A 26,691-nucleotide genomic window follows, 5' to 3' on the forward strand; every position below is an offset into this window, starting at 1 on the left:
ACCTTGGGACAAACTTTGTAAGCCCCAATAAACAAACGAACCTCATAACAACGCTACCATCATGGCAGAATACAACATGCAGGAACTGAACCTGCCGGGAGAAGACGGCAAACGCATCCTCTACCCACGAATGAAACTATACGGGCAGGTGGACTTGGAAACCATCACCGAAAAGATAGCATACGCCTCATCCTTCACACGAGGAGACATCATCGGACTGGTGCAAGCCATCACCGACGAAATAGCCTACCAAATGGGGCAAGGTTACTCCGTGAAGATTGACAACTTAGGAGTATTCACCCCTGCCCTCGGTCTGCGGCAAGACCGTGAACGGGAGACGGGCGAAGAAGGAGACACCAAGCGAAACGCCGTCAGCATCTGCCTGAAGGACATACATTTCAAGGTGGACAAAGAACTACTGTACCGTACCGCTCGCCATTGCCACCTGAAACGTTCCACCGACAAATTCCAACGCTCCTCACAAGTGTTTTCTCCGCAGGAACGGCTGGAACGGGCAAAAAAATACCTGGAAAAGAACAGCTTCATGACCCAAGCCGACTATTGCCAACTGACCGGCTTATTGAAGTCCGCCGCCTCCCGCGAGTTGCGCGAATGGATAGCCAATCCCGAATCGGGCATCGACTACAAAGGACGAGGAACACACAAGATTTATATTCTAAGGAAACCATAACCCACATCCATTGAAGTAACAAAAACAATGAAAATACTACATACCAGCGACTGGCACCTGGGACACACCCTCTACAACTACGACCGCACCGCCGAGCAGCAATCCTTCCTACGGCAACTCACCCGCATAGTAACCGAAGAGCAGCCCGACGCCATGGTGGTAAGCGGAGATATCTACCACTACTCCTCTCCCGCTGCCGCCACGCAGAAGATGTACACCGACGCCATGCTGAACATCCATCAAGCCTGCCCCGGAATGGCCATCGTAGTCACCGCCGGAAACCACGACAGCAGCTCGAAACTGGAGATAGACAGCAGCCTCTGGCAGCACTTCGGCTTGAACGTTGTGGGAAACATCGAACGTACAGCCGAGGAAGTGAATCTGGACAAGCACATCATCGAGATAAACAATGAAAAAAAGACAATAGGCTACGTCATTGCCGTGCCCCACGTCTATCCGCAAAACTTCCCCCTGCTGGACACTGAAACACCGCGCGACCAACGACAGGCACGCTTCTTCCAGGCACTGCTGGACGAAGTGAAGAAACGGAATACGGCACAGCTTCCCGTCGTCCTCATGGCCCATCTCTCCATTGAAGGCAGCGACCGTAGCGGGCACGATGAGAGTATCGGCGGAATAGAGTATGTTCCCCTCAGCGCTATGGGAGAAGGATACGACTACCTGGCACTCGGACACATCCATTGCCCTCAGGACATCAAAGGCAGTCATCACCACGCACGCTATTGCGGCACTCCCCTCCCCGTCAGCTTCGACGAAACCTATCCGCACTCCATCTCCATCATCGAGTTGGAGAAAGGGGCAGAACCACAAATCAGTACAAGGGAAATTGAAAATCCGATTCCGCTCGTCACACTTCCCCATGACCCGACACCTTTCGAAGACGCCTTGAAATTACTGGAAGAATATCCGGAAGAGAAACCTGCATACCTCCGTCTGAATGTGCTGACAAAAGGCTACCTGCCCCCCGACTGCAACGAAAAAGCCTCGAACGCCGCCAAAGGCAAGGCATGCAAATATTGCTACATCAAGACGACCCGAGAGCGGCAGGCCGACACTGACGAGAGCAAGCCTATCTCCATCCAAGAGATGCAGGAAATGTCTCCCCTGGAAATAGCCAGACTCTACTACCGCGAAACCGAAGGAGAAGAGATGGACCCAGAACTTTGCCAGCTGATGGAGACTGTCATGCAAAAAGTGAAAAGCAAGAACAACTCCTAATCATTTGTCCGAACCATGAAACTCCAGAAACTGACCATAAAGAACCTTGCCTCCATAGAAGATGCCGTCATCGACTTTGAGAACGGACCGCTAAGCGAGGAATCCCTTTTCCTTATCTGCGGCGAGACGGGTGCAGGGAAGACAACCATTCTCGACGCCATCTGCCTGGCACTCTACAACGAAACGCCCCGCATGGACCATGCCGAGAACGAAAAATACAAAGACCTGAGCCAGACTTTCTCTGCCAAAAAGGAAGATGTTGCCATCAACGACAGCCGGCAACTGATGCGCCGTAACACCAGTGAAGCATGGACGGAGCTGGAGTTTACCGGCTCGAACGAAACGCCCTACACCGCCCGATGGTACGTGGCACGGGCACACCGCAAGATTTCAGGAGCTGTGCAGGATGTGCGCTGGACACTGGAAAACAAGAAAAGCGGCGCACAGCTCAACAAAAAGAACGAGATAAAGGCAGAAATACAAGCTGCAGTGGGATTGACCTTCGAACAATTCTGCCGCACCACCATGCTGGCGCAAGGCGACTTCACCAAGTTCCTGCAAAGCAAGGAAAGCGAAAAATCGGACATTCTGGAAAAGCTGACCGGTACAAGTATCTACTCCGAAATAGGTGCCGAAATATATGCCGCCACCAAGGAAAGACGGACGGAATACGAAAACCAGAACCGGAAGCTGGAAGGCATCCACATCCTGACAGAAGAAGAAGTCGCCACAATCAAGGAAGCCATAGCCACGCAAAATGCCGGAGTCAAGGAAGCCAATGAGCAGAAAACCATCGTCCTCGCAAAACGGGACTGGCTGAAGAAATACTCCGAACTCCTCCTCACCCGTGAACAGCAAAAGAAGATGTGGGAAGGGAAGCAAGCGCAACTGCAATCGGACGAATTCAAACAGAAAGAACTGCTGATTAAGGAATGGAACGCCACCGCCGATGCCCGCAACTGGCTCTCTACCTTGAAACAGCAGCAACAGCAACAACAACAGAACTATGCACAAGCCGGAATGTTAAGAGCATCCTTTGCCCGGCTGGACGGAGGAAGCAAGTGGCTATGCGGTTTCCTGAAAGAGCAAGAAGACAAGCTGCATCGTGCCGAGAAGTACTTGCAAGAGCATTCGCCCTTACTGCCCATGTTCGAGCAAAGCCAATCCATCATTACCGGCCTAAAATCCGCACTCGATGCCCAAACACGCATCGGCACCTACAACGCGCACCTTGAAAGACTTGCCGCGCAACAACCCGTAAAAGTCAAGGAGCGTACCGACAAGGAAGCTGCCCTCACCCGGAAAGAACAAGAGAACCATACATTGCAAAACGAAATAAACCTCCGGAACAAGCAGCTTGAAACCATGGACCGCCCTGCCCTGCAAGACAAGAAAAACAAACTCGATGCCGGACGGGAGAACCTGCTGCAAGCATTGAGCGCCTTGTCTTTACTGGCTGAAACGGAAAGGACACTGAACGAGGCAAAGGAAAACGAAAAGGCTTTGAACGCCAAAGTGGAGGCGTGCCAAAAGCAATACGTCCTCCTGCAAACGGCATTCGACAGCAGGAAAACAAGTTATGATGACATCCGCACCCTCTACGACAAGCAAAAGGAAGCCGTAGAAGAGTGGGCAAAGGAAGCACGCTCCCGGCTTGCCGTCGGAGATACTTGCCCCGTGTGCGGACAAGAAATAAAATCGCTTTGCAAAGATGAAGATTTCCAGTCTGTCCTTGCTCCCATACGCACCTCCCTGAAAACAAAAGAGAAAGAATACAAGGAAACCGAGCAGGCATTGAACAACAACCGGACAGAATCCAAGACCTACGGAACGCTGGCAGAGAATGCCCGTCAGTCCACAGCAAGAGCGCTCCGGAGCTACAACCTTGCCCACACTGACGCACAGGCCAAATGCGCCCAATGCAACGGCGTCGGCCTCTCCACAACCACCGGCGAAACCCTGAAGAAGCTACTGGAAGAGAACAAGCTGGAAGCAGACAAACTGAACGAAAAGCTCACGGAAGTTCAAAAGCTCAGCGCACAAATCATAGCTCTGCAACGGCAAAAGGACGAATGCCAAAAACATGTGGACGCTGCACGCCAAGCCTTCAACTCTGCCGACAGAGTGCTGAATGAGCTGAAAAACAGCATCGTCAATTACAAGTCGCTCACCGCCAACGAAAAGGAGAACATACGTGCCACCATGGACCGCGTCACTCCCCACATCCTCTGGGAAGGATGGAACACGGAATGGAAGAACTCCCCCCTCTCCTTTATTGACCGCCTGACGCAAGCTACGCGCAACTACCGTCTGGCGCAGGAAAAACAAAGAGAACTGAAATCCGCCATTGCCCTTATCCACAAAGAGCTGGAAGGGATAAACATCAACAAGGAAAGCATCGATGCCGCATTCCCCGACTGGCGCAACGCACCTGCAGCAACACAGGAAATGGAAATCAAGGACCTGGGGATTGCCTGGAATAATCTGAATACACAAGCAAGCGGACTGAAACAAAGCATATCCTCCACCGCAGACCAAATGGCAAGGCTGCAAAAGGATTTAACCGGGTTCTATGCCGCCAACCCCACTCTCGACGAGAATCGTATCACCGTCCTATCCGCTTGGTCCGGCTCCCGGATAGAAGCATTACGTGCCTCATTGCAGACACTTAAAGAGGAAGAAGTAGCTGCATCGACCGCCTTTCATCTGGCCACCGAACAAATGGAAGAGCACATCGGCCGGAAGCCCGAAATAGAAGAAAACGAGAACTTCGAAACCCTGGATGCACTCATCGCAAATCTCGAAGAAAAGATAACCGCCGGCAACCAATCCATCGGCCAGCAGAAGTTACGCCTGGAAGAAAACACCCGTAACATCGACCGGATAAAGGAAGAAAAGGAACGTGCCGACCGGCTACGCGAAGAGTATCTGAAGTGGGACCGCCTCTGCCACCACTTCGGTGACGAACGGGGAAAGAACTTCCGCAACATAGCCCAGAGCTTCGTCTTAAAAGAACTGCTGGCAGGCGCCAATTTCTATCTGCAACGCTTGACCGACCGCTACGAACTGGAATGCCAGGCCGGTTCGCTCACCATCCTGCTGCGCGACTTCCATCAAGGAGGTGCGGCACGTCCGGCATGCACCTTATCGGGCGGCGAAAGCTTCCTAGTATCTCTGTCACTTGCCCTCGGACTTTCTTCCCTCAGCCGCCAGAGCCTCTCGGTAGACACACTGTTCATCGACGAAGGTTTCGGCACACTGAGCAGCGACTATCTGAACACCGTTATGGACACATTGGAAAAACTGCACCAGATGGGTGGCAAGAAGGTAGGCATCATCAGTCACGTGGAAGGACTGAAAGAGCGCATAAAGACCCAGATACAAGTACGGAGGATAGACAGTTCAAGAAGCGAAATAGAAGTGGTGAATACCCTCTAAGCTGGTATCGGGATAAAGAAAACGAATGTTTTTTCGGCTCTTGATAGTACAAGCACCTGCATTATTGTGTATTTTTGCAGTCTCATAAAAAAGAAAAGACAATGAAAAAGTTCATGAAAGGAGTCCGGTTTACTCCTAAAAACTATTCCGACGAAGTAGAAGCCAAAATTCAACATTATAAGAAAGAAGGATATAAACTGCCGATGCGAAGCGCACTCCGCACCGAGGAGCAGTTGGCCGGTATCCGCGCAAGCGCCAAAATCAACACGGCCCTGCTGGATTATCTCTCCGAGAACATTCGCGAAGGCATGTCCACAGCCGAAATTGACCATATGGTGTATTGCTTCACCACAGACCACGACGCCATCCCCGCCCCCTTCATGTACGAAGGCTTCCCCAAAAGTGTGTGCACCAGCATCAACGATGTAGTGTGCCACGGCATTCCCAGCACCAGGGAATTCCTGAAAAGCGGTGACATTGTAAATGTCGATGTATCCACCATTTACAAAGGTTACTTTGCCGACGCATCACGCATGTTCATGATTGGCGAAGTCAGCCCCGACATGCAGAGACTGGTACAGGTCACCAAAGAATGCCGTGACATAGGCATACAGACCGCACAGCCCTGGGCACGCCTCGGTGACGTAGGCGCCGCCATCCAGGAGCATGCGGAAAAGAACGGATACAGCGTGGTACGCGACCTCTGCGGACATGGCTGCGGCGTCAAGTTCCACGAAGAACCGGATGTGGAACACTTCGGCAAACGTGGTACGGGCATGCTGATAGTGCCGGGCATGACGTTCACCATCGAACCGATGATTAACATGGGAAGCTACGAAGTCTTTATCGACGAAGCCGACGGATGGACCGTCTGCACAGACGACGGACTGCCTTCTGCCCAATGGGAAAGCCAAATCCTGATTACTGAAGACGGAAACGAAATATTGACACAATAAGGCGGACACTTCAAAACACTTATGGAGATAGTATTACTGATTATAGGGATAATCATCGGAACCGTAGTCGGCTATCTGGCGGCAGACCGCAAGTCTGCCGCACTGAGGGCGGAAATCAGCGGGACAAAGAAGGAAATAGAATTATTGAAGCTGCAGAAGGAAGAAGCCGAAGCGTTGCACAAGCGCATGAACACCGAGTTCGAGAATCTCTCCAACCGTATCTTCCAGAGCAAAGCCGAAGACTTTACCAGGCTGAATGCCGAACACCTGGGCAATCTGCTCCGTCCGCTGGGCGATAACCTGAAGGACTTCCGCCAAAAGGTGGAACAAGTATACAGCACCGAAGCCAAAGAACGCTTCTCGCTGGGTGAACGCATCAAGGAACTGGTGGAACTGAACAACCGCCTCAGCGAAGATGCCAACAACCTGACCCGTGCCCTGAAAGGAGACTCCAAAATGCAAGGCAACTGGGGCGAAATGATTCTGGAACGTTTGTTGCAAGCCTCCGGACTGATTGAAGGCGAACACTACTTCCGCCAGGAGTTTCTAAAAGACGAACGGGGCGAAGCCATCATCAACGAGGAAAGCGGGCAGAAGATGCAGCCCGACATCATCGTGAAATACCCCGACGAACGGGAAATGATTATCGACTCCAAAGTGTCGCTGACTGCCTATGCTGCCTACACCTCTGCCGAAAGCAAGGAGGAGCAGGCACACTTCCTGAAAGCACACCTGCAATCTGTCCGCTCCCACATCGACGAGCTCAGCCATAAAGACTACTCGCATTACGACGCCCAATCACCGGATTTCGTTATGATGTTCATCCCCACCGAAGGTGCCTACCTCCTCGCCATCCAAAGCGATGCCCACCTCTGGGAATATGCCTACAACAAAAAGGTGGTACTAATGAGCCCCACCAACCTGATTAGCGCCCTGCGCCTCTCGCTCGACCTTTGGAAGAAGGAGAACCAGGTAAAGAATGTGCAGGCCATCATCAAGCGCGGCACCATCTTATATGAAAAAATCGCAGGCTTTACCGACACCTTCCTCGGTATCGGCGACCGGCTGGCCAGCCTGCAAAGGGATTACGATAAAGCCTTCAACCAGCTCTCGGACGGTAACGGCAGTGTAGTACGCCAGGCCGAAATGCTGAAAGGCATGAGCCTCACTCCCAAGAAACGCATTTCTCCAAGATTGCTGCCCAAAGACACCATTCAAGAAGAAACAGAAGAGGAAAACGATAACATTCAATAAAACATCCAACATGAAAACTCTGAAAGACCGCATTCTCCTTCACCAAGAACCATTCATACGAGGTCTGTGTCAACAGGAATTACCACCGGAGAAGTAACAGCCATTCTGGCAAATGCACTGATTCATATCAAGGAATAAAGAAAAAGCGACGAAGAATCCACTCCACTTTCTTTCATTAGAGAGGAAATGCCCCGAACAAAAAACTCCGGCAAAGCCCTGAAGGACAAGCCGGAGTTTTTTTTATCTCAAGACGGACAAGGAAGATTATCCGCCAAAGTTATCGAACATCAGGTTCTGAGCCGGAACACCGAGGTCGTCGAGCATCTTCTCAACAGCTTTCGACATCGGACCGGGACCGCACATGTAGTATTCGATGTCTTCGGGAGCTTCGTGGTCTTTCAAGTAAGTCTCGTAAATTACGTTGTGTACGAAGCCCGGAGTATACTTCACGCCCGCTGCATCGGCTGCCGGATCGGGACGGTCCAGTGCAAGATGGAACTTGAAGTTGGGGAAATCCTTTTCAATCTGCAGGAAGTCTTCCAGATAGAACACTTCATTCAATGCACGTGCACCGTAGAAGTAATTCATCACGCGGTCTGTAGTGTGCAGTGTCTTCGTCATGTGCATAATCTGTGCACGCAACGGAGCCATACCGGCACCACCACCGACCCACATCATCTCCTTCTTGGAGTCGAATATCGGATGGAAGTCTCCGTAAGGGCCACTCATGGTTACCTTATCACCCGGTTTCAGTGTAAAGATATAAGAAGAAGCGATACCCGGCATTACATCCATGAAGCCCGGTCCCTGGTCTTTCGGCTTGAACGGAGGCGTAGCGATACGTACCGTCAGCATAATGCGGTCGCCTTCGGCAGGATAGTTGGCCATAGAGTAAGCACGGATGGTTTCTTCGTCATTGCGGCACTTCAAGCCCAGCAGACCGAATTTCTCCCATGCAGGCAGATACTCATCACCGATAAGGCTCTTGTCGATGTCCTTGTCATAATCCATCGAATATTTAGGAATCTTAATCTGCGCATAAGAACCCGGAACGAAATCCATGTGCTCGCCTTTGGGCAATGCAACGATGAACTCTTTGATGAACGTAGCCACATTCTTGTTGGAGATAACCTCGCACTCCCACTCTTTTACGCCCAGTACGCTTTCGGGAACCTTGATGGCCATATCGCCTTTCACTTTCACCTGGCAACCCAGACGCCAGTGATCTTGTATTTGCTTACGGCTGAAGTGCGGAGTCTCAGAAGGCAAGATTTCACCCCCACCTTCCATTACCTGGCATTTGCACTGTCCGCAGGAACCTTTACCACCGCAAGCGGAGGAAAGGAACACACCGTTTACAGACAGCGTATTCAGCAATGTAGAACCGGAAGCTACGTCCAGTTCCTTGTCGCCATTGATAGTCAGTTTTACATTACCCGAAGGCACCAAGAAATTCTTGGCAACCAGCAGGATAACAACAAGCAGGATGACAACCACGAGGAATACTCCAATGCTTGCTAATATCATATTCATATCCATTGTTTTATTCCTTTCTTTTAGATGTTCAAACCAGAGAAACACATAAATGCCATTGCCATCAGACCTACAGTGATAAACGTGATGCCCAGTCCTTTCAGTGGAGCCGGAACGTCAGAATAGGCCATTTTCTCACGGATGGCAGCCAAGCCTACGATAGCCAGCAACCAACCGATACCGGAGCCCAACGCATAAGAGACAGCATCAGCAATGCCACCGATGAATTTCGGGTCGCTCTCACCCAGCGTGATGCGCTGCTGCATGAAAAGGGAAGCACCCATGATGGCACAGTTTACAGCAATCAGCGGCAGGAAGATACCCAGTGAAGCATACAGCGAAGGGCTAAAACGCTCTACAATCATTTCCACCAACTGAACGATAGCTGCGATTACAGCAATAAAAAGAATAAAGCTCAGGAAGCTGAGGTCAACGCCTTCAATGATTGCGTTGGCAGCCAGCACCTTGGTCTGCAATAAATAGTTGACCGGAAGCGTAACCACCAACACGAAAGTTACGGCGATACCCAGTCCTACGGCAGTCTTCACATTCTTCGATACGGCAAGGTAAGAACACATACCGAGGAAGAACGCGAATATCATGTTGTCCACAAAAATAGAGCGGACGAATAAACTTATTAAATGTTCCATATCTCTTCGATAAATTAAGAATTAAAGAATTAAAGAATTAAAGCAATGAGAACTTGTACTGCAGCAGAGCAGCCCATTTTTCATTCTTTCATTTTTCATTCTTCATTTATTTATTACTGCTTTTCCTGCAATTCTTTGTGACGTGCACGCTGATACCAGATGATGCAAGCGCAGAGAATCAACGCCATTGGCGGCATCAGCATCAAGCCGTTGTTCACATAGCCCAACTTCTGCAGAGGTTCATAGTTCAAGATGTTGAAACCGAGCAGCGTTCCCGAACCCAGAAGCTCGCGGAAGAAGGCTACGATTACCAGAATCTTGGCATATCCCAAACCATTACCCACACCGTCAAGGAAAGATTCCCAGGGACCGTTCTGCATGGCAAATGCTTCCAAGCGTCCCATCAGGATACAGTTGGTAATAATCAGACCTACATATACAGAAAGCTGCACACTTACATCGTAAGCAAAAGCTTTCAGAATCTCACTTACAATAGTTACCAACGCGGCAACAACCACCAGCTGAACGATGATACGGATACGGTTGGGTATCGTCTTGCGCAGCAGTGAAATCACTACATTGGAGAATGCTGTAATCACCGTCACTGAAAGACCCATCACAATGGCAGGCTCCAGTTTGGCAGTAACAGCCAAAGCAGAACAGATACCCAATACCTGCACGGTAACGGGGTTGTTCAGTCCCAGCGGAGTAGAGAATACTTCTTTATTCTTCTTTGAAAACAATTGTCCCATATTCTTATTCCTCCTCATTATTATTAGTTAAAAAGTTCTTGTAGCTGCTCAGACAAGCCTTCAACATGGCATCCACACCTACAGAAGTGATGGTACCACCGGAAATGCCGTCCACCTGATAGTCAGGTTTCTCTACCTTGCCGTTCTTCACAACACCGAGGACTACCTCGCCGTTCTCCAACGTTTTCTTGCCGGGGAACTCTCCCTGGAAGTGCGCACTGGCAATTTCGGCACCCAGACCCGGAGTCTCACTGGCATGGGAGAAGTAAACACCGTAAACGGTATCCTTGTCGCTGTTCAGTGCAACATATCCCCAAATAGCGCCCCAAAGACCGGCACCGTAAACGGGAAATACATATTTCTTCTCACCGTCAACCTCTGCCACGAATACGTGCAGACGGTTATTTTCTTTGGCTTCCTTCTCGTAAGCGGTAGCAAATGCACCGGTATTCTCTGTCAGAGTACCGTCAACGTTCATCAGCATATCGCCCTTTACATATTTATTATATTCAGCTTCGGCATCCTTCACGTCCTTGATGTTGAGTGCAGCAAGAATCTGCTTCTTCGTGTCAAGTTCCACATTCTTGTTCTGCGTCTCGCGCAAGGAAGAACTTACGAATGCCAGCAGGAATGCAACGATAACAACCATTACCGAAGCATAAATGATAGTATAACTATTACTATTGGTATTCATTTCTTTTCCGGTATTTAATTGTTAGACTTGATTGCACGTTTCTCGCGACGGCTGATGTTGCCCTGTACCACACAATAGTCAATCAGCGGAGCGAAGATATTCATCAGCAGGATGGCAAGCATCATACCTTCGGGGTAACCGGGGTTGAGCACACGGATAATGATAGCCATGGCACCAATCAGGAATCCGAAGATATACTTACCGGTCTCTGTACGTGCCGATGTAACGGGGTCGGTAGCCATGAACACGGCACCGAAGCAGAAACCACCCAGCACGAGGTGTTCGTACCAAGGCATCTGTGCCATCGGAGTGTCGGGACCGATTGCATTGAACACCCATGCCATGAAGGCACCGCCTACGAATACGGAGAACATCGTCTTCCAGCTTGCAATACCCGTCCACAACAGCAGAATGGCACCCAGAGCGATGGCGATAACGCTTGTCTCACCGATAGAACCCGGAATAAGGCCGGTCACCATGTCCCAGGAGAACTCCGGAACGGCGCCCGAGGTAGCGGCTGCACCCAACGGAGTAGCTACCGTCAGACCATCTACCGACTGTCCCAGACCGAAGATACTGTCGCCCGATACCCAAACGGCATCACCGGACATCTTCGTAGGATAAGCAAAGAATAAGAATGCACGGGTAATCAAAGCTACGTTGAACACGTTCATACCCGTACCACCGAATACTTCCTTAGCAAAAATTACAGAAAATGCAGTAGCCACCGCCAGAATCCACAGCGGGCAATCTACCGGAACAATCATCGGAATCAAGATACCGGAAACCAGGAAACCTTCCTGAATCTCCTCCTTCTTCCACTGAGCCACTACGAACTCAATGCCGAGACCTACTACATAAGATACAATGATTTTTGGCAATACAGCCAGAAAACCGTAGATGAACATTTCCCAGAAGCCTCCGGCAGCACCGGTAGCGTGGAAATGCTGGTAACCTACGTTATACATACCGAACAGCAGTGCCGGTACTAACGCAATGACCACCATCGACATGATGCGTTTGCTGTCAATGGAGTCGTGAATATGCGTTCCCGATTTCGAAGTGGCATTGGGCACGAACAGGAATGTTTCGAAGCCATCAAACACCGAACGAAATGCGTGGAATTTGCCGCCTTCCTCAAAGTTCGGCTTTATCTTGTCGAGATAATTTCTTAACGCTTTCATTAATATATTTACGATTTTACGATTTACATTTTACGATTTGCCATATGCCCCGATTATGCCATTTCGGCACGAAGCATATCGAGTCCTGCACGTACGATGCGCTGCACTTCCACCTTGGAAGAACATACGAATTCGCAGAGAGCGAAGTCTTCAGGAGCTACTTCGTAGATACCCAGAGCCTCCATACGGTCGATATCACCTGCAATGATTGCTTTCACCAGATATTCGGGGAAGATGTCCATCGGGAACACACGGTCGTATTCGTTGGACATAATCATGTGACGTTCGCCACCCTTGATACGGGCATCTATCACATATTCCTTCTTGCCCATCAACCAACTGAAGTAAGAGCGGTTGACGCTGAACTGATTGAAACGCGGCATAATCCAACCCAACATTTCATGGATTTCATCTCCTTCGGGAATAACGGTCAGCTGGCTGTCGAAAGAGCCGAGGAAGCCGTTCGGAGAAACTTTCTTACCGGTCAGCACGTTGCCGCTGATGTAGCGGAGGTCTTTGTCGGTAGTCACGTTACCTTTGAAAACGTTCGTCAACAGAGCGCCGACTTTCAGCTTGCAATAAGCGGGTTTCAACACTTCGGAACCCGTTACAGCCACCGTACGGGTCATGTCCACACGACCGGTATTCATCAGACGTCCGATGAAGAGTACGGCTTCGGCACTGATGGTCCAGACCGTTTCACCCTTCACTACCGGAGAGATGTGGTTAATCTGTACACCCACGTTGCCTGCCGGATGTGGTCCGTCGAAAGCTGTTACGGTAACGTTCTTTGCCTGCACAAGAGCAGCAGACTTTTGTTTTACACTAATACCCAGATACGTCTTTGCCATCTTTGACAAAGCGTCGAGTCCCGTCTGGAAGTTTGCTTCTTCTCCCTTCAGCGCGAATTCAAAATCGGGAGCCAGCGGATTGCTGTCGAAAGCCGAAATGAAGATAGCTTTCGGAGTTACCGTCGGATCAGCGATAACGTCGTACGGACGTTGGCGGATGAAAGCGAACATACCTGCTTGCAAAAGAGCTTCTTTTACTTGCTGGCCGCTCATCTTGGACGGGTCCATCTTGCCGAATTCCTCATAGTCTTGCTCAGTGGCAGCCTCTACGACGATGTTCAGCACCTTGCGGCGTGCACCACGCTCCACGCTTGTCACTACGCCGCTAACGGGCGAAACAAATTTCAATTCAGGATGATTCTTGTCGATAAACAAGGGTCCCCCGGCCATCACATATTCCTGCTCTTTGACCACCACTTTCGGAGTGATGCCTGTATAGTCATCGGGAACCAGCGAATAGAATCCCGGTTCCTTAACAGACACAAGTTCCTGGGCAGCAGCGCCTTTCAGGTTGATGTCAAGGCCTTTACGTAACTTAATTACATTTGCCATGCGTTTATTTAAAATAATGGTTTCATTAATTTGCCGCAAAAGTAGCAAAAAAGAACGTGAATAAAGAGTAAAAAAGAAAGGAATTACGGAGAAATTTCCGTAATCCCTTTCGTTAACGAACACGAGAACAAGGATTAGGGGTTAAGGATTAGGGATTAATACCCTGCGGAATCATAGTGCAGCCCACTAATCCTTAATCCCTAACCCCTAATCCTTATCATCACTTTTCTTCAGCGAACATCGGGTCCCATGCCGGCAGGCGGACGGGCTTTTGTTTAAACAGTTCCATCACTTTGGCGGGAACATACTTTGTCTCCACTACCAGACGGAACATGTATTCATTGAACCACTCGTCGGTCATGATGAGATGTCCCTGATAACCGGAAGCGGCTCCCCAACTGTTCTCTACCATCCACTTTACGGGCTTTCCGTCTTTGTTCAAGTCAACGGCCATCAAGGTCATGGCGTGGGAAGAGCCACTGGAGAAAGTCTGGATACGTTGCTTCTTGTCCATCCCGAAGGTGGTGCCCATCAGTGATTCGTAGTCATAGTTTTTCACATCGAGCAGACCGCGTTCGGAGTTCAGGAACTTGCCCACATCGCAAGAGAAGTACATCATGGTGCTGTCCTTCAAGGAGGCAATGGCCATCTCTTTGATGTCCTCTACGGGCAGGTTGACATAAGTCCAGTTCTTGCCGTCGTAACGGTGGCGGTCATAGTCTATTTCATAGCACTTGTAATACTCGCGACTGGGGTCGTTCATCAGCATTACGTAGTTGGTCAGCAGTTGTTTGTCTCCATATTTCTCAAGGAAAGACATGGGAGTGTGATGCTCTGTCTCCACAGGATTACCCTTGGCATCGTGGCGGACATAGTCGAACTCCGTGGGAGGTACACCGAGGTTCAGCACCAGCATGCGGTAGATGGTTCCGAGCATCGTAGTTTTCTCCTTCTCCAGAGCTTCGGGCTTGGCACCGGCGGCAGCCATGTCACGCAGTTGCAGACCATACTCTTTCAGCTTCAGAGAGATGAGGTTGGCCATGCGGGAGGTATTTTCACTGCTGTTTGTTTCGGGCATGGCATCTTTGGGAACAAGGCCGTATTTGGAAACAATGTCGGCCACACCGGTAAAGGTACCCCCATCGCTCAGCGGATGCTGGAAGAGCCATTCTACGGTCTTATCAGTCAGGGGACTCTTGGAGGTGTCGATGATGCCTTGCAAGAAGAGGTTTGCCTTCTCCAACTGGTCCCAGAAGAAGGGATAGACTTCGGAGAACTCGAAAGACTGAAAACCGTATTCGGCAAGAGTCTTGGCACGCATCACATTCAGCCCCGTAAACAGCCAGCAGCGGCCAGACGACTTCTGGTCGGTGATGCCTTTGGATTCTACCTTGATGGAGAAGTGGGTATCCATGCCCTGCATATTCTCCTGGTTGAGTGCCAGTTTACGGATGTCATTATTGCCTATGGCATTGCGGAGCGCCTTGTCGGCAGCCGTGCCTTGATAACTTTGCTTGATTTGTCCAAGCATTTCGGGGCTGATACCCCCCTTTCCCTCTTGTGCCTGCACAGAGAACAGTGCGGCACTCAGAACAATTACAGATAAAAATCGTTTCTTCATTCAGATTATGTGTTTTTAGTTATTGATGTCTTGCTTCGTGAAGCAGACAAAAGTAATGTCTTTTTTGATAATTTTAGTGACATCTTTAGATTTATTATCTATTACAGTGAAAACTATTCGGGATAAAATAGTTTCCTTTGCACCCACATTTCGTACGACATGAAAAGATATATACTAAGCATTATCGCACTGGTGCTGTTCGCCACCACCTTTTATGCCCAGGAACAGACTGCGGCCGCCACAAACGACAGCGTTCCTGCACTGACAAAAAAAGAACTACGCAAGCAAAAGGTAGCGCGCCGGAATCTGCATTACAATATTCTGGGCGGACCCAGCTACACCCCCGACTTCGGTGCCGTGCTGGGAGGAAGCGCCCTGATGACCTTCCGCATGAACCCCAGCGACACCACGCAGCTGCGCTCCGTAGTGCCCATGGCCATCGCCTTCATGTTCAACGGTGGCATCAATCTCTTCTCCAAACCGCAACTCTTCTTTAAGGGCGACCGTTTCCGTATCTTCGGAAAGTTCAGCTATAAAAATACGGAAGAAAACTTTTACGGCATCGGCTATAATACCAATAAAGATTACGTACGAAGCGACAGTACCAGCAAATACCGGTACAGCGGCGTGCAAATCAACCCCTGGTTCCTTTTCCGACTGGGCAACAGCAATATCTTTGCCGGACCTCAAATCGACATCAATTACGACCACTTGACGGAGCCCGGCAAGTTCTTGGTGGACGAACCTTCGTACAAAGAAGCAGGCGGTACGGCCAATGGCTATAACAACTTCAACTCCGGCCTCGGTTTCCTGCTGACATACGACAGCCGTGACGTCCCAGCCAACGCCTACCGTGGCATGTATCTGGATTTCCGCGGCATGATGTACGCCAAGTTCATCGGCAGCGACCAGACCTTCTACCGCCTGGAGATAGACTACCGCCAATACAAGTCACTGGGCAAGCGCAGGGTACTTGCGTGGACGGCACAAACCAAGAACGTGTTCGGCGACGTCCCTCTGACGCAATATGCCCTCACCGGAACGCCTTTCGACCTGCGCGGCTACTACATGGGGCAATATCGCGACAAGTCCTCGCATGTGGTCATGGCGGAGTACAGACAGATGCTCAATACCGACCGCAGCACTTGGTTGAAGCGGATGCTCAACCACATAGGGTTTGTAGCCTGGACCGGCTGCGGCTTCATGGGCCCCACTCCCGGCAAGATAGAGGGTGTACTGCCCAACTATGGTGTAGGTCTGCGCATTGAGGTACAGCCACGCATGAACGTCCGCCTGGATTTAGGCAAAAACACGGTAAACAACCAGATGTTGTTTTACTTCAATATGACAGAAGCGTTTTGAGTAACGCCCTGCCTACCTGCCCATCCCTTTCCTATGGAGAATGATGATTGAAAGCCTTTAATCGCCTCTCACTCACAAGGTTATTCAAGCTCACCTCTATAGGAAGCCCACTTCCTTATAACATCGGAACACCTTGAGAAACAAACATTTTATTTTTCTTTTCTTTTTCTTGCATCGGTAAAAGATTATCCATACTTTTGGCAATCACATTTCTTTTTATCAAAAAAGAAAGCAAACGAGCGGATACATGAAAGCCTTTGAAGTACTCTTCTGGATAAGTTTATTCATAGTGTTCTATACTTATATAGGATATGGTATACTATTATATATCCTGGTCAAGATAAAAGAATGTTTCCGTAAGCCTGCGCCCCGTCCGATGCCTGCCGACGATGCTTTACCCCCATTGACGCTATTTATCGCCGCCTACAACGAAGAAGATGTAGTGGATGAAAAAATGCGCAACTGCCTGGAGCTGGATTATCCCGCCGACAAGCTACGCATCCTCTGGGTGACCGACGGCAGCAACGACCATACCAACGAACGCCTCTCCCACTGGCCGCAAGCCATCGTCCTCCACCAACCCCAACGCCAAGGCAAGACAGCCGCCCTGAACCGCGGTATACATTTCGTAGAAACGCCCCTTGTCGTGTTCACCGATGCCAATACTCACCTCAACCGCGAAGCCCTGCGGGAGATAGTGCACGCCTTCACCGACCCTAAAGTGGGATGCGTGGCAGGCGAAAAACGTATCGCCGTGCAAAGCAAGGACAATGCTGCCTCGGGGGGAGAAGGGCTATACTGGAAATACGAATCCACCCTCAAAGCGCTCGACGCACGCCTCTATTCGGCAGTAGGCGCAGCGGGTGAACTGTTTGCCGTGCGCCGCGAGCTGTTCGAGGAAATGCAGACAGATACGCTGCTCGACGACTTCATACTCTCCCTGCGCATCGTCATGCAGGGACACACCATTGCCTATTGTGCCAATGCCTATGCCGTAGAAAGCGGCTCGGCAGACATGCGCGAAGAAGAAAAGCGCAAGGTGCGCATCGCTGCCGGGGGCTTGCAATCCATCTGGCGGCTGCGTCCGCTGCTCAACCCATTCCGTTACGGCACATTCTGTTTCCAATATATTTCCCACCGGGTGCTGCGCTGGTCGCTCACTCCTATCCTATTGTTCCTATTGCTTCCCCTCAACACAATTCTCATCTTTACGACAAGCACGCCATTACTGTATGCCATCATCTGGCTGTTACAAGCTCTTTTCTACCTCATGGGAAGTTGGGGGTACTACCTTTCAATGAAGCATATAAAAAACAAGATACTTTTCATCCCCTACTATTTCCTCTTCATGAACGTCAACGTCATACGAGGATTCAACTACCTGCACAAGCGCATAGGCAATGCAAGCGGCGCATGGGAGAAGGCCAGAAGGGCATGAAACTAATACTGTAAGAATGAAAAACATTTTGAAACAAGCTGAAAACGCCGAGAGACTGTTGAAGCTGACGTCAGATACCATGCTCCTTCTGAACCGGGACGGCATTTGCATGGACATCGCAGTGCACAATGTAAACCTTTGGTTCATGAAGGAAGAAAAGCTGCTGGGCAAGAATCTGTTCCAACTGATACCGCCGTCCACTTACTACCAAGTATATCCGGAGTTCAAGAAGGTACTGACGCAAAAGGTACGTTCAGTCCATAATTACGAAATGACACTGGGTCACACTACCTATTACTTTAAATGCATCATGTACCCGTACGACGGCATGGTCCTCTGCCAGTACCGCGACATCACAGAACGCAGCCAGCGCAAACTGGAACTCGAAAAGAAAAACCACGAGCTCAACGAAATACAAAAGGCCGCCCTCATCGGAAACTGGCAATACGATACCCAGACCCGCATATTCTGTTATGCAGGCCATACGGGTATCATGTGTTCGGAAGAGGTGCAGCACATCAATATGGACAATTATCTGGAACTTATCCTTCCTGAAGACCGGAAAAGCTTTACCGGCTGGATGAAAGAGAATCTGAAAGGCAAGATGGAAAACAGCGTGGACTACCGCATCTTCCTCAAAGGAAACATTTTCTATATCCGCCTCAAAGCGTTTGCCCGCGAACGGCAGAAAGACGGGAATGTCACTATAGAAGGATACATACAGAACATTACCGACATACAGAAACGGCGCAACGACATCAATCTGCTGACACATGCCATCAACAACTCCACCGAGGACATTTATTCGGCACACGAAGACGGCACGCTGATATTCTGCAACCGTTGCTTCAAGGAACGGCATGGCATCGGTAATGGCCAAGACATCACCCGGATGAAGATATACGACCTGCCCTCATACGGCAGGGATGAAACATCCTGGAAAGAGTTTGCCAACCGTGTCAAACGTGGAGAGACGAACCACGGATACATCGTCTACCATCCGCTGCCCAAGCGTCCGGAAGTACTCGCCATTGAAGGAAACGCTTATTGGGTGACAAGCGACAAAGGGGAAGGAACCATCTGGACATTCGGAAGAGACGTATCGACACGCATCCGGCATGAGCAGCAAATCAAACAGTTCAACCAGATTTTGGACAAAATCATCGAAAACCTCCCGGCAGGCATTGTTGTGAAGGACATCAACAACAACTTCAAGTACCTCTACCGCAACCGCGAATCGTATAACCGCGAAATCCCCATACAAGAGGCATTGGGAAAGGACGACTTCGATTTTTATCCTCTGGAGACTGCTCAGGAAAAGAGGGCGCAAGACATCGAAATAGCCAGAACCGGCAAAGAGATGCACTGGATTGCGGAAGAACGCAACGGAAACGGTAACTCCATCTATCTGGACAAGCGAAAGATGAAGATTGAAAGCAACGACTTCTCCCCCATCCTGCTGAACATCGAATGGGACATCACGGAAATGGAACAGATGAAACGGGAACTGCTCGTAGCCAAGGAGAAAGCCGAGACTTCCGACCGGCTCAAATCCGCCTTTCTCGCCAACATGAGCCACGAGATACGCACACCGCTCAATGCCATTGTAGGCTTCTCACGAATTATTGCCGAAAGTACCGATGAGGAAGAACGGCTAGGCTATTACGAAATAGTGGAATCGAACAATGAACGCCTGCTCCAGCTCATTAACGAAATCCTCGACTTATCAAAAATAGAATCGGGCATCGTGGAGTTCACCATCACGCCCGTACGCCTCCATCCACTCTGCAAGGAGATACACGACGCACATATTTTCCGCTGTCCCGAAGGAGTGGAACTGATATACGAACCCTCTGACGAGAATATCGTGATTGACGGAGACAAGAACCGGATTTTCCAGGTCATTTCCAATCTGATAGGCAATGCCTTCAAGTTCACCACCACCGGGCACATCAGTTACGGGTATCGCCGGGAAGGCAAGTATGTAGCATTCCACGTCACCGATACGGGTATGGGCATTGCACCGGACAAGGTGGACCGGATATTCGAACGTTTCGTCAAGGTGAACAACTTTGCCCAGGGCACCGGATTGGGACTTTCTATCTGCAAAACCATCATCGAACGTCTGGGTGGCAACATATCCGTCACTTCAGAGGTGGGTAAAGGCACCACATTTACTTTTGTTCTCCCGCTGGAATCCACCAGCAAAACAGAGGCGGAAAAGAAAGAAGAGGACAACCAGGAAACGACAGCAGAGACACACTCCACAGAGCAGAGGGGCAAAAATGCAGCCCCCGGAGATTCCCCGAAGAATGAAGAGGTCGGAGCACTCCCTACCCCTCCTTCCAAGACCATCCTGATTGCCGAAGATACAGAAAGCAACTTCATCCTAATTAACGCCATTTTAGGCCGACTCTATCGGCTGAAACATGCCAAAGACGGCATGGAAGCCGTAACGATGTTCGAGGAAGTCCACCCCGACCTCATCTTGATGGACATGAAAATGCCCAACCTTGGCGGAATCGACGCCACTCGCATCATCCGTGAACTGGTACCGGACGTCCCCATCATCGCCCTTACAGCCTATGCCTACGAGCACGACAAGCAAGCTGCCCTGGAAGCAGGTTGCAACGACTTCCTTACCAAACCCTTCACTCAAGAAGTGCTGAAGGAAACCATCAAGAAATGGCTGGATGATAAAGGATGACTGAAAAACAGTCATCCTCCACTTTATGCAAAAATATCACTTCGCTGGATATAAGCAATCACATCCCCTTTATTGACCACATCCCCTTGCTTGGCACAGACTTCCACCACACGTCCGGTAAATCCGGTCCATATCTTCTCGTATTCGCCCCACGGCGTAGAGATGTAGCAGAACACCTCATCATGCTGGTACTTGCGTCCGATGAAAGGAGCAGAAGAAGGACCTTCGACGGAAACCTCCCAAAGCACTTGCCCCTTGGAAGGCGCGATTATCGGGTCTGCCTTGGCACGCTTCAGCTTCTTGATTTCTTCTTCCGAGTATCCGTTTTTGGCCATCGCCGCATCCTTGGCACGCTGCAGGTCATCCTCAAAACGTTTCTTGGCAACGCCGGATTTATAGTCGCGATACTGCCGGTCGTGCATGGCAAGCTCGAAGAGTTCCTCGTCATCATCGCCATATTCCCAACCGTTTTCGTCCATCTCTTTCCGGTATGTATCCAGAGCATCCGGGTAGTTCAGCTGCGGGTCCGTATCCACGAACTCAAAGCCTTTGGACTTAGCCAGTTCCACTATCTCGGGCGCTAAAGTACCGGGGAGGCGTCCACTCTTGCCCAGAATCATGTCCCACGTATGGTTGTCTATCATCGTCCAACGCTCCTCTCCCTTTACCTGCTGCATGAGGTTCATCAAAGCCACATTCTTCACATACTGGCTGAAAGGAGTCACCAAAGGAGGATAACCCAGCTTGGGCCATACATATTCCACTTCGTCGAACAGCATGACGAGCAGGTCGTCCAGACTGAGTTCCGGCTCGTTCTTACCGCGCAGTATCATGTTGATGCCGGAATGCACTCCCTTCAAGTCGGCCATCATGGAGCCCATCATGCCACCCGGCAAACCGCACTTCAGCAAGAGTGAGGACATATGTTTATTGGTGGGGTCCATGAAATAACCCAAGAACTCGTCAATGAACTCCTGCGTCATGGCACGGGCTTTCATGTAGGCTTTCATGTTTATGTCGGGCACTTGGAAACCCAGGTCTTTCAGCATGGCCTGCACGGAGATGATGTCCGGATGAACCTTGCCCCACGACATGGGTTCCATCGCCACATCGATGATGTCGGCACCGTTCTCACAGACTTCGAGAATGGAAGCCATGGAAAGTCCGGGACCGCTATGCCCGTGGTATTGTATCAGCACATCGGGGTGCTTCTCCTTAATGGTTCTGACAAGCTGTCCCAGCATACCCGGACGTCCGATGCCCGCCATATCCTTCAAGCAGATTTCAGGTGCCCCGGCTTCAATCAACCGGTCGGCAATACTGGCATAGTATTCCACCGTATGGACGGGAGAATACGTGATGCAGAGCGTAGCCTGCGGTATCATGCCCGCTTCCAGAGCATATTTGATAGAAGGAATTATATTCCGCGTCTCGTTCAATCCGCAGAAGATACGGGTAATGTCCACACCCTGGGCATGCTTCACCTTGTACATCAGCCGGCGCACATCTGCCGGAACGGGATACATGCGCAGTGCATTTAGCCCGCGGTCGAGCATATGCGTCTGTATGCCTGCTTCCCTAAAAGGTGCGGTAAAGGCGCGTACAGCCTTGTTGGGATTTTCACCATACAGAAGGTTTACCTGCTCAAAAGCTCCTCCGTTTGTTTCAACGCGTGCAAAACAACCCATTTCAACTATCAACGGAGCAATACGTACCAACTGGTCTACCCGGGGTTGATACTTACCGGACGACTGCCACATGTCCCGGTAAACAAGACTGAATTTAATTTCCTTTTTCATCATAGTCAATAATAAGAGATTTTCCTTCGGTTAACTTAACATATACAAATATAAAGGATTATTCTGACATATAGTCAAGAATAACCCTTGAAAATTCATCATAAGTAATATGTTATATATCATATTGCTACTATCAAATTATTATCAGATGAAATCTTTCAATTCATCCTGCAACTTCTGGCGCGTAAAGAAGATGCGGCTTTTCACCGTTCCGAGCGGAAGGCCGAGGCGTTCGGCAATCTCGCGGTACTTGAAACCGGACACATGCATGGAGAAAGGGACTTTATAGTCGCGTGGAAGGGCATTGACGATGCGATGCATTTCTTTCAGGTCGTAGGCACCCTCGGTACTGGCAAAACCAGAGTCCTGGGGCATGCTGAGGTGATACTGATTGTCCGTCTGGTCCACAAAAGTCTGTTCGCGAACTATTTTCCGGTAATTATTGATAAAGATGTTGCGCATAATGGTATACATCCAACCTCTGAAATTGGTGTCGGGTTCAAATTTGTCTTCGTTATCCAAAGCCTTGAGAGATGTCTCTTGCAACAAATCATTCGCTTCTTCCCGGTCGGCTGTCAACTTGTATGCAAAGCGAAGCAGTTCTTCTTGCACTGCAAGCAAATCTTTTCTAAAACTGTAAGTATTCATACTTTGCTCAATTTTTAAATAGTTAATAATGGTTTAGGTTTTACGATTGCAAGTATAAGGAAGATTTGAAGCCCCGGGGGACGGAATACGGTTTTTATTAGGGGTGAAAACTATCATTTGACAGTTTACACCCCCCTCTCTGATAGTTTACGGGTGATATTATATACTGAAAACTATCATTTTTCCGAAGATTTCGTAAATGTTACGTGATTTTTTTATAGCTTTGCCTACATATAGGAAAACACTTTTATTACATAAAAACACTTTATTTTATGAAATCATTTCAATTTAAGTCACTTCTTCTGCTGACTACCCTTATCATTTCCCTGCCCTCCTTCGGACAAGGACTGAAGGCGTTCAAGCTGAAGAACGGTCTTTCCGTATATATATGGGAAGATGAATCCAAATCGGACGTGTTCGGACTGGTAGGCGTACGTGCCGGTTCCATCAACGACCCCGAAGAGTACACGGGACTTGCACACTACCTGGAGCACGTCATGTTTAAAGGAACAGACAAGATAGGCGCGCTGAACTGGACGGAAGAAGAACCGATCTACAAGGAAATCATCGCCAAGTACGACCAGATGGCCGAAGAAGCCGACCCGGCAAAAAAAGAAGCCATCAGCAAGGAAATCAATGAGCTGACCGTCAAAGCTGGAAAATTGGGACTTCCCAACGAATACTCCAACCTGATGGAAAGCATGGGTGCCAAAGGGGTGAATGCAGGCACCTACTATGACTGGACCTTCTATCACAGCTCCTTCCCTGCCTATCAGATAAACAAATGGCTGGAAATCTCCTCACAACGTTTCCTGCATCCCGTATTCCGTTCCTTCCAGTCGGAGCTGGAAAACGTGTACGAAGAATATAACCGTTCACAAGATGACCAGGGACGTGCACAGAACCAGTTCGTGATGGAGAAAGCTTTTGAGGGACATCCTTACTCCCGTTCCATCATCGGCCTGCCCGAACATCTGAAGAATCCCCGCCTGAGCAAGCTGATTGAATTTTACGAACAATGGTATGTCCCCGAAAACATGGTACTGGTACTCGTAGGAAACATCAAAGCCCAACAAATCAGCGGACGCATCAATGCCGCCTTTGGACGTCTGGCTGCTAAACCCTCACCCGAGCGCAAGGTCTACCAGAACCTCGAAATAAAGGGCCGCAAACAGTATTCGGCTAAAGTAGGATTCTACCCGCAAGTGGCAATGGTATTCAATGGAGTACCTGCCGGACATCCCGACGAAGACGCTCTGGACATCGCCCTAGCACTGCTGAACAACAACAGTCAGACCGGAACTATGGACAAGCTGGTACTGGACGGTGAACTGACCAGCGCCGGAGCCTACACCCGTACTTTCCGCGAACAAGGACGCGCCATCGTAGCGGCCATTCCCCTCTACGACGAAAACCAGCGCCGTTTCGAGTCGACCAAGAGCGCCGAAAAGAAAGCCTTGAAAGCCATCCAGCAAATCGCCAACGGAGAATTCGAGGACTGGAAAATTGATGCCATCAAAGCCGAGAAATGCCGCCAGTTCGACCTGGAAATGGAGTCGAACGAGGACAAGGCCATGATACTGATGAACGCCTTCTACAACGAGCAGGACTTGGGCGACATACTCAATTACAAGGACAAGATTATGGCCATCACCACTGACGACATCAAGCGAGTAGCCAAGAAATATCTGTCAGACAATTACCTGGCCCTATATATCGAAAAAGGAAAGCCTGACAAGAACGCCAAGATTGAGAAGCCGGGTTACAAACCCGTAGAACCTCCGATAGGAAAAGAATCGCTCTATGCAACACAATTCAAAAACCTGCCCATCGGACAGATGGAGGAGAAATTCGCAGACTACGGCGAAGTGCAAATCAAGCAACTGAACGACCGTTCAAAGATGTACTACACACCCAACAAGGAGAATAACGTATTCCAGTTGGTTGTACAATACGGAGCCGGTGAACGCGAATTCCCAAAACTTGGCTATGCCGCCCAGTTGATGAACAACGCAGGCATCATGGGGGCCTACGAACCGCAAGAGTTGAAAGAAGAACTCAGCAAGCTGAACGCAACCTGCCACGTGACAGCCGATGATGACAACCTCTACATCATCATGGAGGGCTACGAAGCCACCCTGCCGCAAGCCTGCCAGCTACTTTCACGCCAGATTTTGATGCCAAAACTGGACGAAAAGCAACTGGCACGTCTGAAAGGTTCGGCAATGGGTATGCGCCAGCAGCGCAAAGACAACGTCAGCATCCTGAACGAAGCACTGCGGCAGTACATGCTCTACGGAGAGAAATCAGACTACATCAAGGAACTGACCGACAAGGAGATTTACGAATTACAGATTTCAGAACTGACGGGCGACATCAACCGCGCCTCCAACTACGAGGCAAAGGTGTTCTTCACCGGAACACTCCCCTTCGACCAAGTATACGATATCCTGAGCAAGAACCTCCCATTGGTGGCCAACGAACGCCCGTCCAACTCCCCACAGGCAAAGGACATGATGCCGGTGACCGAAAACACCGTCTACTTCCTGCCTAACAACGATGCAGAACAAGCCCAAATCCACCTCTACATCCCGATGCAGAAGGCTGACAAAAAGGACGACGTGCTGCGTAGCGCATTCAACCAATACTTCGGTCTTGACTTCACCGGCATCGTTCTGAACGAAATCCGCGAAAAACGCTCCATGGCCTATACAGCCTACGCATTCGTCGGCACGCAAGGCATAGCCGGAAAAGCAAGCTATCTGCGCGGCTACATCGGTACCCAGAACGACAAGGCAAACGATGCATTGGACGTACTGATGGGTCTCGTCAACGACATGCCGAAAAATCCGGAACGTATCGACAACATCAAGAGCTACCTCCGCCAAGCCATGCTGACCAGTCACCCCAGCTTCCGCAACAAAGCCATGGAACTGGTAGACTTGGGCTACAGAGGCTACACAGACGACCCAGCAAAGGAAAACCTGCCGAAAGTAGATGCACTGACCTTTGACGACATCGTGAAATTCTACGAAGAGAACATCAAAGACAAACCTTACTGCATTTCCATCATGGGCAACCCAAAGAACATTGACCTGAAGCGACTGGAAAAATTCGGCAAGGTAGTGAAACTGAACGAACGCAAACTTTTCAACACGAAGGATGCATTGTTCTAACCTTGTTTTATCCCTTTAGCAATCCCATCCTCCTTCCCCCTTATCAGGGGAACGAGGAATATGAAAGATTCCCCGACATTTCGGTTGCAAATGCCGGGGAATCTTATTTTTAACACCTGAAGTTCTTTTGCACATTGCCCGGAATT

The 26,691-nt window shown here is 49.8% G+C and carries 18 protein-coding genes; 9 read left to right on the forward strand and 9 right to left on the reverse strand.

The features are described from left to right. The first annotated feature begins 61 nt into the window (after positions 1-61). The 5 genes from DWZ67_RS08205 (at position 62) to DWZ67_RS08225 (ending at position 7,578) form a co-directional block, all read left to right on the forward strand. Positions 62-691: an HU family DNA-binding protein gene (locus tag DWZ67_RS08205; RefSeq protein WP_005836463.1), complete on the forward strand. Its 630-nt coding sequence runs from the start codon at positions 62-64 to the stop codon at positions 689-691. Between the two features lie 27 nt (positions 692-718). Continuing rightward, a complete protein-coding gene (locus DWZ67_RS08210) occupies positions 719-1,930 on the forward strand; it encodes an exonuclease SbcCD subunit D (protein ID WP_055288404.1) in 1,212 nt (403 codons plus the stop codon). A gap of 15 nt (positions 1,931-1,945) precedes the next feature. Beyond that, positions 1,946-5,368, forward strand: coding sequence for an AAA family ATPase (locus tag DWZ67_RS08215; protein WP_120138563.1), 3,423 nt, complete (start codon positions 1,946-1,948; stop codon positions 5,366-5,368). A gap of 101 nt (positions 5,369-5,469) precedes the next feature. Further along, positions 5,470-6,324 (forward strand): type I methionyl aminopeptidase, encoded by an 855-nt coding sequence (gene map / locus DWZ67_RS08220; RefSeq protein WP_005828329.1) that lies wholly within the window; start codon positions 5,470-5,472, stop codon positions 6,322-6,324. A gap of 21 nt (positions 6,325-6,345) precedes the next feature. Then, positions 6,346-7,578, forward strand: coding sequence for a DNA recombination protein RmuC (locus DWZ67_RS08225; RefSeq protein ID WP_044468078.1), 1,233 nt, complete (start codon positions 6,346-6,348; stop codon positions 7,576-7,578). A 264-nt stretch (positions 7,579-7,842) separates the two neighbouring features. Here the strand turns inward: DWZ67_RS08225 and nqrF are convergent, their stop codons facing one another. From nqrF to DWZ67_RS08260, 7 genes are all read right to left on the reverse strand, one after another. Next, positions 7,843-9,117 (reverse strand): NADH:ubiquinone reductase (Na(+)-transporting) subunit F, encoded by a 1,275-nt coding sequence (gene nqrF / locus DWZ67_RS08230; protein WP_016272690.1) that lies wholly within the window; start codon positions 9,115-9,117, stop codon positions 7,843-7,845. A gap of 17 nt (positions 9,118-9,134) precedes the next feature. Next, positions 9,135-9,761 (reverse strand): NADH:ubiquinone reductase (Na(+)-transporting) subunit E, encoded by a 627-nt coding sequence (nqrE, locus tag DWZ67_RS08235; protein WP_005828321.1) that lies wholly within the window; start codon positions 9,759-9,761, stop codon positions 9,135-9,137. 113 nt (positions 9,762-9,874) lie between these two features. Continuing rightward, entirely contained in the window at positions 9,875-10,513 is a 639-nt protein-coding gene (locus DWZ67_RS08240; protein WP_005836455.1) for an NADH:ubiquinone reductase (Na(+)-transporting) subunit D, read from the reverse strand. Positions 10,514-10,517: 4 nt separating this feature from the next. Further along, positions 10,518-11,207 (reverse strand): Na(+)-translocating NADH-quinone reductase subunit C, encoded by a 690-nt coding sequence (locus DWZ67_RS08245; RefSeq protein WP_044468080.1) that lies wholly within the window; start codon positions 11,205-11,207, stop codon positions 10,518-10,520. 14 nt (positions 11,208-11,221) lie between these two features. Continuing rightward, positions 11,222-12,391 carry an NADH:ubiquinone reductase (Na(+)-transporting) subunit B gene (locus DWZ67_RS08250; protein ID WP_005828314.1) on the reverse strand — a complete coding sequence of 390 codons (1,170 nt, stop codon included), beginning with the start codon at positions 12,389-12,391 and terminating at the stop codon, positions 11,222-11,224. Positions 12,392-12,444: 53 nt separating this feature from the next. Then, on the reverse strand, positions 12,445-13,794 hold the full coding sequence (locus DWZ67_RS08255) for a Na(+)-translocating NADH-quinone reductase subunit A (protein ID WP_005828312.1): 1,350 nt from the start codon (positions 13,792-13,794) through the stop codon (positions 12,445-12,447). A 220-nt stretch (positions 13,795-14,014) separates the two neighbouring features. Further along, a complete protein-coding gene (locus DWZ67_RS08260; protein ID WP_117680791.1) occupies positions 14,015-15,415 on the reverse strand; it encodes a C1 family peptidase in 1,401 nt (466 codons plus the stop codon). A 159-nt stretch (positions 15,416-15,574) separates the two neighbouring features. Here DWZ67_RS08260 and DWZ67_RS08265 point away from each other — a divergent pair, with 159 nt between their 5' ends. The 3 genes from DWZ67_RS08265 (at position 15,575) to DWZ67_RS08275 (ending at position 20,922) form a co-directional block, all read left to right on the forward strand. Then, on the forward strand, positions 15,575-16,777 hold the full coding sequence (locus tag DWZ67_RS08265) for a BamA/TamA family outer membrane protein (RefSeq protein WP_044467296.1): 1,203 nt from the start codon (positions 15,575-15,577) through the stop codon (positions 16,775-16,777). Between the two features lie 247 nt (positions 16,778-17,024). Continuing rightward, the gene (locus DWZ67_RS08270) at positions 17,025-18,215 is read left to right on the forward strand and encodes a glycosyltransferase family 2 protein (RefSeq protein WP_120138565.1); all 1,191 of its coding nucleotides are present in this window, start codon (positions 17,025-17,027) and stop codon (positions 18,213-18,215) included. Between the two features lie 16 nt (positions 18,216-18,231). Further along, positions 18,232-20,922, forward strand: a complete 2,691-nt coding sequence (locus DWZ67_RS08275) for an ATP-binding protein (protein WP_120138567.1) — start codon at positions 18,232-18,234, stop codon at positions 20,920-20,922. Positions 20,923-20,945: 23 nt separating this feature from the next. Here the strand turns inward: DWZ67_RS08275 and DWZ67_RS08280 are convergent, their stop codons facing one another. Continuing rightward, on the reverse strand, positions 20,946-22,721 hold the full coding sequence (locus DWZ67_RS08280; protein ID WP_025835515.1) for a biotin/lipoyl-binding protein: 1,776 nt from the start codon (positions 22,719-22,721) through the stop codon (positions 20,946-20,948). 144 nt (positions 22,722-22,865) lie between these two features. Beyond that, entirely contained in the window at positions 22,866-23,369 is a 504-nt protein-coding gene (locus tag DWZ67_RS08285) for an RNA polymerase sigma factor (protein ID WP_005828302.1), read from the reverse strand. A gap of 272 nt (positions 23,370-23,641) precedes the next feature. Between DWZ67_RS08285 and DWZ67_RS08290 the strand changes: the two genes are divergently transcribed. Continuing rightward, positions 23,642-26,545: a M16 family metallopeptidase gene (locus DWZ67_RS08290; RefSeq protein WP_005836442.1), complete on the forward strand. Its 2,904-nt coding sequence runs from the start codon at positions 23,642-23,644 to the stop codon at positions 26,543-26,545. The last annotated feature ends 146 nt before the right edge of the window (positions 26,546-26,691 follow it).

The organism is Bacteroides sp. AF34-31BH, from assembly GCF_003602795.1.
Classification (GTDB): domain Bacteria; phylum Bacteroidota; class Bacteroidia; order Bacteroidales; family Bacteroidaceae; genus Bacteroides; species Bacteroides uniformis.